This is a genomic window from Limnobaculum eriocheiris, assembly GCF_021010575.1.
Taxonomy (GTDB): domain Bacteria; phylum Pseudomonadota; class Gammaproteobacteria; order Enterobacterales; family Enterobacteriaceae; genus Limnobaculum; species Limnobaculum eriocheiris.
Map to the genome: position 1 here is coordinate 20,495 of NZ_JAJNAG010000036.1, position 13,835 is coordinate 34,329.

Sequence of the window (13,835 nt, forward strand, 5' to 3'; positions counted from 1 at the left end):
TCACCGCGGGTTATTTGGTTTCAGCTATTATATCGCCATTATCAGGCAATAGCGCAGCGGTAGTACCCCGATTAGCCCCCAGTGTTGGTACCGGACGACGGAACCCGCGGGTAATATAAACCAGATACAGCAGGCCCAGCCCACCCCAAATCAAACCAAGGCGCAATGAGTCTTCTTCCAGATTCAGCCACAGAATCACAATCATAATTGCACCAATCAGCGGAAGGATCAGGAAGCTGAAAATATCCTTAGCGCTTTGATTACGCTTCTGGCGCACAAAGAAGAACCAGATAACCGAAATATTCACAAAGCTGAAAGCAACCAGCGCACCAAAGTTAATCAGTGAAATGGCACTCTCCAAATCAAGGAATAGTGCAGCCAAAGCCACTACGCCAACCAGTAAGATATTGGTTACCGGCGTTTTCCATTTTGGATGTACATAGCCAAACACTTTTTCCGGCAGCACATTATCACGGCCCATAACATACAGCAGGCGGGCAATACTGGCATGAGAAGCCAGGCCCGAAGCCAATGCACCCACAACCGTACAGCACAGCAAAATGAACTGGAACATCTTACCGCCAACATACAGTGCAATTTCTGGCGTCGCATTATCCGGATCGTTCAAAATAGTTAAATCCGGGAAATAGAGCTGAATAAAGAACGACACCGTAACGAAAATAATGCCGCCATACAGTGCCGTCAGGAAGATCGCTTTAGGGATCACACGTTTAGGATCCGGCGTCTCTTCTGATAATGTACTCACCGCATCAAAGCCAAGGAACGAGAAACAAAGTACCGTCGCTCCGGCAATAATCGGCACCATTTTCGCTTCGCTGGAGAAGAAGGGTCTGGTGATATCAACCTGAGCTCTGCCTGCATCACCCAGATGCAAACCTTCCCAAACCAGATAGACAAACGCCACCAGAATAGCAATCTGGAAAAACACCAGAATCATATTCAGGTTTGCCACCCAGTTAACGCTACGCAGGTTGATTACCGTCATAATGAAAACAAAACCGACAACCCATATCCATGAGGCAACTTCAGGGAACAGCGCTGACAAATAGATTTTTGCCAGCAGTGTGTTAATCATTGGCAGGAACATATAGTCCATCAATGATAACCAACCCACCATAAAGCCCACATGTGGATTTATCGCTTTTTGCGAATAAGTATATGCCGAGCCCGCTTCCGGAAACTGGCGTACTAACTTGCCATAGCTGATGGCAGTAAACAGTACGGCAACTAATGCCAGAATATAAGCGCTTGGGACATGGCCTTCTGTCTTACCGGAAACGATCACAAACGAGTCGAATACGGTCATTGGCGTCAGATACGCCAAACCGATAACGACGATTTGCCACAGTTTTAGTGAACGTTTTAGTTGAACGCGGTTAGCGACAGGTATAGAGGTTGCAGAAAGACTAATAGACATAGCCGTATTCCCCCATGCTCTCAACTTTTTTACTCGATAACACACAAAGCAGAGAGGCCGCAGGGGAATAACATAACGAGCGGCTAAGATTTAAGGGGGTATAACATCGATGAGTAAGACGTTGAATTTGCCGTGCGCCATAGTCGCTGCGGCGGTATTGATCACCGACGCAGAGAGGTGGTTTAAGAAGGGAATTTTTCATTTTTATTCCTTATTCAATAAGTTACCAAAATTAAGCGGTATAAGTGAATATTTATTAACCTCAGAATAAGCCCTATAAATCTAATATCTTCAAGATTTATAACCATTTTTCTCTGGTCGATGCAAAAAAATAACCGACGTCATTTTACGTCGGTTATTCACTATTGGGTGCATTTTGCACCACAACAATCCCCTTGCCAAGAGTGCAAAATAAATATTTTTCACCCTCGAAAAAAACCATAAAAAACCACTTAATAAACAATGAATAGCATGAATTAATTCAATGAAAAATTGCCGGTTATTTTTTGTTTTATACTGATAACAGAAATGATCAATTTGATGATTTACAGAAATGATTTGAAACGATCTTTCATTACATTTATTGTGTGATCTATAGCACATTAATAAAATTTAATTGTATGATAAATGCAATTCTGATGCAGAGGGACTTTTTATGCTGCCGTTCCTGAGACTCTGCTGGCAATACCTCCGAGCCTTTGTTCTGATTTATCTTTGTCTGTTAGCGGGCAACGCCATTACTACCCTGCTTCCCCTGAAAATTCCGGGCAGCATTATTGGTATGTTGTTACTTTTTACCCTGCTTTCCACCCAAATATTACCATCCAACTGGGTAAAACCGGGCTGTTACCTGTTTATTCGCCATATGGCCTTGTTGTTTGTCCCTATCACTGTTGGGGTAATAAAGTACTATCCTCAACTTGTCAGCCAGTTTGGCCCTTTAGCGATCTCCTGTCTGATCAGCAGCCTGATCACCATGTTGGTGGTCGGCTACTCCTCACACTATATGCACGGCATCAGACGAATGAAGTCTGATAAGGAATCATCATAATGTGGTGGGCTATTCCCCTGACGCTGGTAGCATTTTATGGTGCCCGCCAACTGGCGATTAAGTTAAAACTGCCGTTGCTTAATCCGCTGTTGATTTCGCTGTTCATTATTATTCCTGTTTTATTACTGACCCATACCAGCTATGACAGCTACTTTGCAGGTAGCTCACTGCTTAACGATCTGTTACAGCCCGCCGTAGTGGCTTTGGCCTTTCCGCTGTATGAGCAATTGCATCAGATCCGTGCACGCTGGAAATCAATTATTGCTATCTGCCTGATTGGCAGCCTGGTTGCCATGATTACCGGCACCGCAGCCGCCTTATTGCTTGGCGCCTCTCCGGAAATTGCCGCTTCGATATTACCTAAGTCGGTCACTACGCCAATCGCGATGGCAACCGCCGAATCTATTCACGGTATTCCAGCTATCAGCGCTATTTGCGTGATGTTTGTGGGAATATTCGGTGCGGTATTTGGCCATCCAATACTCAATATGCTAAAGATAAAAACGCCATCTGCCAGAGGGTTAGCCATAGGTTCAACCGCTCACGCCCTCGGTACGGCACGTTGTGCAGAAGAGGATTATCAGGAAGGTGCCTATAGTTCTTTAGCGCTGGTAATCTGCGGTATTATTACTTCACTGGCCGCACCTTTTGTTTTCCCTGTGCTAGTAAAACTGTTTGGTTAATAAATAAAGTAGATTCGGGGCGATAGTCAGAGATGATTTTTTCTTACTGTTCCCCCCGTATTTCCTTTTTGCAGCTAACTATTTCCTTCGTCAAATGTTTTCCTAAATGACTAAAAACAATAGAAACAGCGGGAGTTGCTATTTTCCTCTTTTATTTACATTTTTTCACAGCTTAGGCCGAACAAACGGAAATTTTTCAGGTAGACTAGCGTCTTAAGACTCGCAATCGCCAGCTTATGACTAATGTCGTTTAGATCTCAAAACTCAACAAAATATCCATATACCAGTAACATTGATTGTACATTTGTGTTGAGTTTCCTAAAATCGGCGGACGATTACGGGTCGCAGTTGCCCGACTATCCTTTTACCTGATCTAAAAGAGCCAATTTCATGGAACTGGAACACGAAAGTAAACGTCCGTTGTATATCCCCTATGCTGGTCCTGCCCTGCTTGAAACCCCACTGCTGAATAAAGGTAGCGCTTTCACTGAGGAAGAACGCAGTAACTTTAACCTCCACGGCCTGTTGCCTGAAGCAATTGAAACCATTGAAGAGCAAGCTGAACGCGCCTATAAGCAATTTTTAGGGTTCAAAACGGATATTGATAAGCATATCTACTTACGTAATATTCAGGATACTAACGAAACCCTGTTCTATCGCCTGATTGAAAATCACATGAGCGAAATGATGCCGGTGATTTATACCCCAACCGTAGGGGAAGCTTGCGAACACTTTTCTGATATCTACCGTCGCCATCGTGGCCTGTTCATCTCCTATCCGAATAAAGACAATATTGATGACATGCTGCAAAACGCCACTAAACAGAACGTTAAGGTTATTGTGGTAACCGATGGCGAACGTATTCTTGGTCTTGGCGATCAGGGCATCGGCGGTATGGGTATTCCTATTGGTAAACTTTCCCTTTACTGTGCCTGTGGCGGTATCAGCCCGGCCTATACCCTTCCGGTTGTTTTAGATGTGGGAACCAATAATCAACAGTGTCTGAACGATCCACTGTATATGGGCTGGCGTCATCCACGTATTACCGGTGATGAATATTTTGAATTTGTTGATGCCTTTATCTGTGCGGTAAAACGCCGTTGGCCTAACGTTCTGCTTCAGTTTGAAGACTTTGCACAGCAAACCGCAACACCGCTGCTTAACCGCTATCGTAATGAGCTTTGCTGTTTTAATGATGATATTCAGGGCACCGCTGCCGTTACGCTGGGTAGTTTAATTGCCGCCAGCCGTGCTGCCGGAAGTCAGATGAAAGAGCAGACGGTGGTATTCCTGGGTGCCGGTTCTGCCGGTTGTGGTATCGCTGAACAGATCATCGCCCAAATGATTGCCGAAGGCTTAAGCGAAGGCGAAGCCAGAGAGCGGGTGTTTATGGTTGACCGCTTTGGTTTATTAACTGACAAAATGCCAAACCTGCTGGAGTTCCAGTCTAAGCTGGTACAAAAACATGAATTACTCAACCACTGGCATACTGAAAATGAAGCGATTTCACTGCTGGAAGTGGTACGTAACGCAAAACCAACAGTAATGATTGGCGTGTCGGGTCAGGCGGGTCTGTTCACCGAAGAGATCATTCGTGAAATGCACAAACACTGTGCCCGACCGATTGTACTGCCACTGTCTAACCCAACCTCACGGGTTGAGGGTCGCCCTGAAGATATTATCAACTGGACCGACGGTGCAGCATTAGTTGCTACCGGTAGCCCTTTCTCTCCGGTAATATATAAAGAGAAAGTGTACCCAATTGCCCAGTGTAATAACTCTTATATCTTCCCGGGAATCGGTCTTGGTGTATTGGCAGCTAAAGCCAGTCGGGTTACCGACGGTATGCTGATGGCAGCCAGTCGGGCACTGGCGGACTGTTCGCCATTGGCTAAACATGGCGAAGGTGCTCTGTTACCTGAAGTGGATGATATTCAGCAGGTTTCTCGCTATATCGCACTGAAAGTCGCTAAAATGGCACAACTGGAATCCGTTGCGGTTGTGACTTCTGATGAAGCTTTGCTGCGAGAAATCGATAATAACTTCTGGGATCCACAGTATCGCCGGTATAAAAGAACTTCATTCTAAGTTTATTATTGTTTAATAACGGCTCTGGCTCAGGGCCGTTATTTATTGGAATATTACCAGACCTGAATAAATAAGTTGTTGAGAATATCCCAACCGTAAAATCTGAAGGGCTTAAGCATTGTGTCTGACCGGAAAACCGTCTGTACTGAGCTTCGGTTGCATCAGACTTAAGCTGCTATGCCCCCCGAAGAACAGGTACTAGCCTGTCAATCACCCCCTCTGATTAAGTTTTTAGTTATTCCAACGGGAACGTGGGACTTTTTATCAATCCCAAACGACGCTAAAAGTGTGCTCTTTTTCTCATCATTACAAATAATTTATTCATTACTTAGTAATTTTTTAGTTTGGACTATCTTGTTTTCGGTCTTGCCGTAAAGTAGCCTTGAGAGCTGCAACTATATAAAATCATCAACGATGAACCGACTATGATATTGAAACGATTGATATACAGCCTGTTAGTGTTGTTGGCATTAATGCTATGCACCGCTCTGCTGCTCGATCGCTGGATTAGTTGGCGAACGGCCCCTTACGTGTATGAAAATATTGAAGAGTTACCAGCCAGCCATGTTGGCGTGGTACTCGGCACTTCCAAATATGTACGTACCGGCGTTATCAATCAGTACTATAAATTTCGTATTCAGGGCGCGGTTAATCTGTATAACAGCAATAAAATTAGCTATCTGTTACTCAGTGGTGATAATGCTCAGTTGAACTATAACGAGCCGATTACCATGCAAAAGGACTTTATACAGGCTGGCGTGCCCGCATCAGATATCGTGCTCGATTATGCCGGATTTCGCACTCTGGACTCCATTATCCGCACGCGTAAAGTGTTTGGTGCCAATGAGTTCACTATCATCACTCAACGCTTTCACTGTGAACGTGCTCTGTTTATCGCCTTACATAGCGGTATTAGGGCCCAATGCTATGCGGTTCCCTCGCCCAAAAATATGTTTATGGTACGCGCCCGTGAAGTGGTGGCCCGACTTGGGGCGCTGACAGATCTCTATATTTTAAAGCGAGAACCACGTTTCCTTGGGCCAATGGTGCCAATCCCTACGCCGTATAGTCTGGAAGGCGATGTGCAGGATTATCCGGCAGTATCACCGGAACAGCTGTTTGAATTGGAAGATTTAGATACGGTACCACCATTGCGGAATCCTCGCGCTTCCGGACATTAATCCGGATAAATGATGTTTCAGACGGGCAGCATACGGATTTAAGCAAGTGGTGTTTATGGTCGAAATAGAGTCCGAACGTTCATATCAGAAATGCTTTTCAATTCATCACTCAATAGCGACTAACCCCGTTAATCGCCGCCATAACCACTCTACCGCCCCCTGTTTGAAGTACTCCAGCCACAGCAGTGAAAACAGAATATTTACGCACCAAATTATTGGTACCATTGTCAACAGTTCCAACCGGTCAAAATGACGATACCAGCCATAATGATAAAACAGCGTGGTGCAAATCAACGTTTGTAGCAGATAATTACTCAACGTCATTCGCCCTACTCGCGACAGAACAGCGTTAACTTTTGACCAGCGAATAGATTGACCATAGCCATACCATAACGCCAGATAGGCAATTCCCTGTAGCATAGCGGCAAGTTCTTTAGGAACCTGAAGGTAGTATCCGGCAATAATAAAGTCCCAGTCTGTCCACCACTGCATTAACATCGCCGGAATATGGATCAACAGCGATAATGCTAACAGCATCCATCCCTGACGGCGATAGTCGGCTAATGGGGCTTTACCCAATAGCCAGCCGTTGTGAAGCAGCGCAGCACCAATAAGCATCAACCCAGCCAGCTCCCAACCATACTGAAGAACCACCGAAAACTGGATCATTGTCGTCATTTTCAAACGTTCCGCATGGGCCAGTTCACCACCCGCCAGCTTCCACGCTGTCTCATAGGCCAGAGAAGCGGGTGACGGTGTCCAGTCTTCACTGAATCCGCTGCCCGGCAGAGAACCCAGCCATAGCATTATTGCCAACCCGATAATATACAGCAGAATACCGGTGCGCATCAGGCTACGGGATGTGGAGGTAGTGCGAATAATAACCATGCTGCCAATACCCACAAGACCATAGGTCAGCAGAATATCGCCATCCCACAGATAGACGCTATGACAAAACCCAAGCAGAGCCAACCAGAACAGACGTGATACATTCCACCCTGTACTGCGTTTACTCAACAACTGCAAGCCTGCGCCAAACAGCATGGCGAACATTGCCAGAAAAGTGCCCTGCACAAAAGTACTGAGCAGCGACCAAACCAGACCGTCGCTGAAAGACGGCATACCTATATAGGCCGGATTCATATAGGCAGATTTAGGTAAACCAAATCCACCAATATTCATCACCAGAATACCTAACAGTGCCAGGCCGCGAGCGCTGTCCAGCGATTCAAAACGGCGAGAAGGCTCTGATGCCTTCCCGTTATTTTGTACTGACAAATTGTCATCAGGCTGCATAGGAAAATGCAGAATCAGATATGATGTGGAGAGTGACGTACTGCCCGGAGAAATTCCTGGCGGGTACTCGGATTGCTTTTAAAGATGCCGCCAATAGATGTGGTACTGGTAGAACTGGTGGCATCACACACACCGCGAGATTTCACACAGTAGTGGATGGCATCAATAGATACTGCAACGTTGGTGGTTCCCAGCAGGGTTTGTAGCGCCAGCAAAATTTGCTGTGTTAAACGCTCCTGCACCTGTGGACGTTGAGAGAAAAACTGAACGATACGGTTAATTTTTGACAGACCAATCACATAATCTTTGGGGATGTAAGCCACCGTCGCTTTACCATCAATAGTCACAAAATGGTGTTCACAGGTGCTGGTCAGGGTGATATCCCGCACGGTTACCATTTCATCTACTTTCATTTTGTTTTCAATCAGGGTGATTTTCGGGAAGTTTGCATAATCCAGACCGGAGAAAATCTCATCCACATACATTTTAGCAATACGCTTTGGCGTTTCTGCCAGGCTGTCATCGGATAGATCCAAATTGAGCAACTGCATAATCGAAGTCATATGTTCTTCAATTTTCTGTTTGCGCGTACTGGCATCCACAGGTTGACCACGTAACGGGGTCTCCAGCCCTCTGGCTTCTAATGCTGCATGAACTAACATCGCTTCTTTACTCAGGGATGACATCGTCTCTCTCCAAACTATGGCAATATCTTTGATAAGGATCACACCTTAAGCCTGACACTGTAATTTAGCCGACGCGGTTTATCCAGTATTCTGTAGAAATAATGTTAAATAAGCAGAGGCCTTAAACTGAACCTTATCCTGAATCTTGATTATACCGGCCGGTCGACGGGATATTTTCCAACTAAACCCCCATCTCAACAAATTGTGAGATAGTGGCTGTTCGGGCATAATAAGCCAATATTTTCTATATCCTCACCCCAAACCTTATGGGTTTGTAACGGAGCCGTCAGATGGACTGTTGTTCAACATCTTCTTCACTTCTTACGCTGAGTCAGGCTTTAGATAAATTACTTTCTCAGGTTGAACCGGTTGGTCAAACCGAGCTTATTAGTTTAACTCAGGCTGCCAATCGCATTACCGCACAAGCTATCACCTCTCCGCTGAATGTACCGCCATTTGATAATTCTGCGATGGACGGTTATGCAGTACGCCGCAACGAAGTCACCGAATCCGCCGTATTGCCGGTTGCAGGTAAAGCCTTTGCCGGCCAGCCATTTCATGGTGAATGGCCTGCGGCCAGCTGTATCCGAATTATGACCGGTGCCCCAATTCCGGCAGGCACTGATGCCGTGATCATGCAGGAGCAGGCTGAAATACAGGAAAATGGCGTAAGTTTTACCGCGATGCCTAAAGCCGGTCAGAACGTTCGTTTAGCCGGTGAAGATATTCGTCAGGGTGCAGAGGTACTACCCGCTGGTTCAAAACTGGGCGTGGCTCAACTTCCCCTATTGGCTTCGCTGGGAGTAGCTCAGGTTACCGTACACCGCCGCCTCAAAGTGGCGCTATTCTCAACCGGCGATGAACTGCAAACCATTGGTCAACCGCTACAGGAAGGCCAAATTTATGATACCAACCGCTTTGCCGTGCGTTTAATGCTGGAAAAACTGGATTGTGAGGTTATCGATCTGGGTATTATCCGCGATAATGAGGCAGCGATTCGCGACGCTTTTGCCAAAGCCGATGTGCAGGCAGATGTTGTTATTACCAGCGGCGGTGTTTCCGTAGGTGAAGCGGACTACACCAAACAGATTCTGGATGAAATGGGAAAAATCAGTTTCTGGAAGCTGGCGATTAAACCGGGTAAGCCTTTTGCTTTTGGTCAGTTAAGTCACGCCCTGTTTTGCGGCCTGCCGGGAAATCCGGTTTCCGCAGCGCTGACTTTCTATCAATTAGTCCAGCCGTTATTAATGAAACTGAGTGGTTACAGCCAGTGGCAAAAACCGCGTCAGATAAGTGTGAAAACTACAACTGCCCTGAAAAAAACGCCGGGCAGAATGGATTTTCAGCGCGGTATTTTATCCAGCAATGCTCAGGGTGAACTGGAAGTGAAAACCACTGGCCATCAGGGTTCTCATGTGTTTAGCTCATTCAGTCAGGGAAACTGTTTTATTGTGTTGGAACAGGAGCGCGGCCCGGTGGCGGCTGGCGAATGGGTAACCGTTGAACCATTTAATTCGCTGTTGGAGAGTTAAACCATGCTGCCGGAATTAAGCGATGCTGAAACGCTACGCTATAATCGTCAAATTATCCTACGGGGATTTGATTTTGACGGTCAGGAGAGGTTAAAGGCCTCTTCTGCACTGATCGTTGGTTTGGGAGGTCTGGGTTGCCCGGCCTCTCAATATCTGTGTGCGGCAGGTATTGGCTCACTCACTTTGCTGGATTTCGATACGGTTTCTCTGTCTAATTTGCAGCGCCAGATTTTACATCGTGATGACCGTATTGGTATGGCAAAAGTAGAATCCGCCAGAATGACGCTGTCTGACATCAACCCGAATGTGACATTACATACGGTCAATAAGAATCTCGACGATAGCCAACTACAAGCGTTGATAACACAAGTGGATATCGTATTGGATTGTACCGATAACGTTGAGATCCGTAATCGCCTTAACCAGCACTGTTTTACCCTGCGTAAACCAATGGTTTCCGGGGCGGCTATTCGTATGGAAGGACAAATCAGCGTCTTCACCTATCAGCAAAATGAACCTTGCTATCATTGTCTCAGTCGGCTATTTGGCACTGAAGCGCTCACCTGTGTTGAAGCTGGCGTGATGTCACCGGTGGTGGGTATCGTTGGTGCTATGCAAGCTACTGAAGCAATCAAAGTTCTGACCGGATTTGGCACGCCTTTAGCGGGTAAATTATTAACCCTTGATGCCATGACCATGCAGTTTAGAGAGATGAAGTTGCCACGCGACCCTAACTGCCCGGTTTGCAGCGTAGCAAACTAAGATGACATAGGCGGATAGATCTATCCGCCTCAAAATTAAGCCCCGTCAGATCTTCAGATAGACATCTTCCGGATTGTGTCCGGTACGGTAATCACGGTTCAATCCATCTATCATTGTCATATGTTCGTCGGACAGCGCAAAATCGTAAATATCGACGTTTTCCGCAATGCGCGATGGGGTTACCGATTTAGGAATAATCACCCTATCCTGTTGCAGATGCCAGCGCAGTACCACCTGAGCCGTGCTCTTATGATAATTATCCGCGATGGTTTTTAGTACCGGGTCATCAAGAACGATTCCCCTGCCTAGCGGGCTCCAGGCTTCAGCAATCATATTGTGTTGCTTCAGATAATCCTTCAGTGGGTATTGGGTCAGATAAGGGTGGCATTCAATTTGGTTCACCGCTGGTACTACCGTTGCCATATTAGCGAGCCGGTCAAGATGACTGGCGTTGAAGTTGCAAACGCCAATGGCACGTACCCGCATCTCTTTATACAACCGTTCCAGCGCGCGCCAGGTGTCAAAAAAGTGTTGTTGACTTGGCCAATGTACCAGCAATAAATCCAGCGAATCCAGTTTAAGTGCCTTCATTGACTGTTCAAAGGATGACAGGGTTGCCTCATAGCCTTGATTATCATCACCGATTTTAGTGGTGATAAACAGTTCATCCCGGGCAATGCCGCTTTGCTGCAACAGGCTGCCCAAAATTCCCTCATTGTGATACAGCTGGGCGGTATCAAAAGCGCGATACCCTACTTCCAGCGCTTTATTAATAGCAATTCCGGCATCAATTTGATTATCGATTTTATATACCCCAAATCCATGCTGAGGCATAAGTACACCATTATTAAGCTTTACTTTATCCTGTAGCCCTCTTTTTTTCATGCTTTAGTCCTTATGCTTAATTTCAAATTAAATATATTCTATTAGTATCCTCTCATAGTTGTTATTAAATAAACCCTTCAGATGCCGCAATTACAGAATGTTGTCATCATTATTATTTGGCGTTTGCTCTTCTGACGGATCTTCGCAGCTTTCGGCCCCACATTTAATTAATTCTACCGGCCCCTGATGCAACACAATCAGCAACCAACCGGTTTGACTGGTAAAATCTTCACCATCAAAGGGTTTTACACCCGCCTTACCACCACACAGCATCAAATGTGAAGATACAGTGCATTCCCAACCGTGCGCTTTTAATCCTTCGGCAACTTTGCTGTCCTTCTCATCCATCCGGTCAAAAAATACTTTTTCTTTCGTCTCAATATCCTCAGCGACCCAGGCGCGCTTTTTTAACTGGCTTTCGGTTAGATTCTCTTCTTCACCTTTTTGATATGGGCTGATATGCAATATTGGCGGAGAAACCGCCCCACTCTCAGGGTCGACAATGCGATAATCACCGGCAAAAGAAACGCCGTTTTCTTCTGTTGCTGCCTGAACCAACCCGATAGGAATCAATATCAGAGTTATGACCAAAACACCCATTAATCGCTGGTACAGGTTGCACAAAGGGTTAAATACCTTATTTTGTCTGACCATGTCTGTTTTCCTGTTGAATGCTAGAATCGTAGAAAGAATATAAACAGTATGTACCAGATTGGACGATTACGAATGAAATTATCAGGTTTGTTTAGAATAAATATTCTCCACTTAATATTTAATTCTGCTTACTCGATAAATCACACATATTGAATTTATTTTTAATAAAAAATACCGATAACATGGAAAAAATTAACATCAGGAATGATTGGTTTCAGAAAACCTATTTAGCTTGAATTAAAAGGATTTATCGCTATGTAAAAAATGCTTTTTCACTCCCCGTTGAAATATGCTTTGCTTTCACTAGGGTTACTTTGCAGCGCTGATATATCGATCGTCAGAATAGTGACAAAGCGACCTATATCCGGAGCAATGGCATTATCTGTGATGAAAAAGGACAGGAAGTGACTAAAGAAAAGTAACCCTGTTTGAACCGACAACATTGATATCCCTGAGGCGGGTATGACAGAATGCATCCGCTTCTTTTTTTATATCATTCGGTGATCCCATGCGTGTAATGTTAGCTCCAATGGAAGGTGTATTGGATGCCTTTGTTCGTGAACTTCTCACAGAAGTTAATGACTACGATCTTTGCGTCACTGAGTTTGTCCGTGTGGTGAATACCCTACTTCCACAGAAATCTTTCTACCGTCTTTGCCCTGAACTGCATAATGGTGGAAGAACGAAATCAGGCACACCAATTCGCGTTCAACTATTAGGCAACTCTCCTGAGTGGATGGCTGAAAATGCCTTTAGAGCAACAGAAATGGGTTCGCATGGAATTGATGTGAATTGTGGTTGTCCCGCAAAAAGAGTTACCGGCGGTGATGGTGGAGCCAGTTTATTACGTAGTCCAGAAACTATTTATCAGGTGACTAAAGCCATTCGTAATGCAGTTTCATCCGAACAAAAAGTGTCGGTTAAAATCCGTTTAGGCTGGGACTCAATCGACCATCGTTTTGAAATTGCCGATGCTGTTCAGCAAGGTGGTGCTAGCGAAATTACCATTCATGGCAGAACCAAAGAAGATGGCTATAAAGCTGAAAAAATTAACTGGCAGGCCATTGGTGAAATTCGTCAGCGGTTATCCATTCCGGTGATCGCTAATGGTGAAATCTGGAGCTATGAAGATGGTCAACGCTGTCGAGAAATTACTGGTTGCGATGGATTAATGATTGGTCGAGGTGCGTTAAATGTACCTAACCTAGGTTCCGTAGTTAAGCATCAGCAGGATAAAATGCCTTGGGAGCAGGTACTGAGGCTGCTTAAGAAATACGTCCAAACTAATAATCCTTATGATACTGGAATGTATAATATTGCCAGAACTAAGCAATGGTTGGGGTATTTACGCAAAGAGTACAGTGAAGCATTGAAATTATTTTCTGAAATTAGAACTGTTATTGATAAAGAACAATTATTACTAATTACCAAAACTCATATGTAACACACGCCATTCGGTCGTGACGCAGATTTAGTGGTAATGATTGATCGTCAGATACCATCCGATGATCTTATCGTGCATTTCTTCTGACTTTGAGAAGCAGATAGTCTTGCGGGTCAACCGTTTAAGATGGGTTCG

Annotated in this window: 14 protein-coding genes; 7 read left to right on the forward strand and 7 right to left on the reverse strand. The window is 45.1% G+C overall.

The genetic code is table 11. From position 1 onward, the window contains the following. Window positions 1–10: 10 nt before the first annotated feature. Window positions 11–1,438, reverse strand: coding sequence for an APC family permease (locus LPW36_RS13485; protein ID WP_230610434.1), 1,428 nt, complete (start codon window positions 1,436–1,438; stop codon window positions 11–13). Beyond that, window positions 1,428–1,640, reverse strand: coding sequence for a hypothetical protein (locus LPW36_RS13490; protein ID WP_230610436.1), 213 nt, complete (start codon window positions 1,638–1,640; stop codon window positions 1,428–1,430). Before LPW36_RS13490 ends, LPW36_RS13485 begins: the two co-directional genes overlap by 11 nt. A 453-nt stretch (window positions 1,641–2,093) precedes the next feature. Here LPW36_RS13490 and LPW36_RS13495 point away from each other — a divergent pair, with 453 nt between their 5' ends. The 4 genes from LPW36_RS13495 to sanA all read left to right on the forward strand — a co-directional run bounded on the left by LPW36_RS13495 (window position 2,094) and on the right by sanA (window position 6,441). After that, a complete protein-coding gene (locus LPW36_RS13495) occupies window positions 2,094–2,489 on the forward strand; it encodes a CidA/LrgA family protein (protein WP_230610438.1) in 396 nt (131 codons plus the stop codon). Further along, window positions 2,489–3,172: a CidB/LrgB family autolysis modulator gene (locus tag LPW36_RS13500; protein WP_230610440.1), complete on the forward strand. Its 684-nt coding sequence runs from the start codon at window positions 2,489–2,491 to the stop codon at window positions 3,170–3,172. The genes LPW36_RS13495 and LPW36_RS13500 overlap by 1 nt, the downstream gene beginning before the upstream one ends. A 390-nt stretch (window positions 3,173–3,562) precedes the next feature. Then, window positions 3,563–5,260 (forward strand): NAD-dependent malic enzyme, encoded by a 1,698-nt coding sequence (locus LPW36_RS13505; RefSeq protein ID WP_230610441.1) that lies wholly within the window; start codon window positions 3,563–3,565, stop codon window positions 5,258–5,260. A gap of 428 nt (window positions 5,261–5,688) precedes the next feature. Then, window positions 5,689–6,441, forward strand: a complete 753-nt coding sequence (gene sanA, locus LPW36_RS13510) for an outer membrane permeability protein SanA (protein ID WP_230610459.1) — start codon at window positions 5,689–5,691, stop codon at window positions 6,439–6,441. 105 nt (window positions 6,442–6,546) lie between these two features. On the opposite strand, the gene yeiB is transcribed toward sanA, so the two are convergent. Next, a complete protein-coding gene (gene yeiB / locus LPW36_RS13515) occupies window positions 6,547–7,737 on the reverse strand; it encodes a DUF418 domain-containing protein YeiB (protein ID WP_230610443.1) in 1,191 nt (396 codons plus the stop codon). A gap of 14 nt (window positions 7,738–7,751) precedes the next feature. Continuing rightward, a complete protein-coding gene (folE, locus tag LPW36_RS13520; protein WP_230610445.1) occupies window positions 7,752–8,423 on the reverse strand; it encodes a GTP cyclohydrolase I FolE in 672 nt (223 codons plus the stop codon). 290 nt (window positions 8,424–8,713) lie between these two features. On the opposite strand from folE, the gene moeA reads away from it, so the two are divergent. Further along, window positions 8,714–9,955, forward strand: a complete 1,242-nt coding sequence (gene moeA / locus LPW36_RS13525; protein WP_230610447.1) for a molybdopterin molybdotransferase MoeA — start codon at window positions 8,714–8,716, stop codon at window positions 9,953–9,955. A gap of 3 nt (window positions 9,956–9,958) precedes the next feature. Beyond that, complete coding sequence (gene moeB, locus LPW36_RS13530) at window positions 9,959–10,717, forward strand: molybdopterin-synthase adenylyltransferase MoeB (protein ID WP_230610449.1); 759 nt, start codon at window positions 9,959–9,961, stop codon at window positions 10,715–10,717. 45 nt (window positions 10,718–10,762) lie between these two features. On the opposite strand, the gene LPW36_RS13535 is transcribed toward moeB, so the two are convergent. Both LPW36_RS13535 and LPW36_RS13540 read right to left on the reverse strand, forming a co-directional pair. Next, on the reverse strand, window positions 10,763–11,602 hold the full coding sequence (locus tag LPW36_RS13535) for an aldo/keto reductase (protein ID WP_230610451.1): 840 nt from the start codon (window positions 11,600–11,602) through the stop codon (window positions 10,763–10,765). Window positions 11,603–11,692: 90 nt separating this feature from the next. Continuing rightward, window positions 11,693–12,256, reverse strand: coding sequence for a hypothetical protein (locus LPW36_RS13540; RefSeq protein ID WP_230610453.1), 564 nt, complete (start codon window positions 12,254–12,256; stop codon window positions 11,693–11,695). Between the two features lie 508 nt (window positions 12,257–12,764). Between LPW36_RS13540 and dusC the strand changes: the two genes are divergently transcribed. Further along, on the forward strand, window positions 12,765–13,700 hold the full coding sequence (gene dusC / locus LPW36_RS13545; protein WP_230610455.1) for a tRNA dihydrouridine(16) synthase DusC: 936 nt from the start codon (window positions 12,765–12,767) through the stop codon (window positions 13,698–13,700). 27 nt (window positions 13,701–13,727) lie between these two features. Here the strand turns inward: dusC and LPW36_RS13550 are convergent. Further along, on the reverse strand, window positions 13,728–13,835 hold a 108-nt coding region (locus tag LPW36_RS13550; RefSeq protein WP_230608631.1), incomplete at its 5' end, for an IS1 family transposase.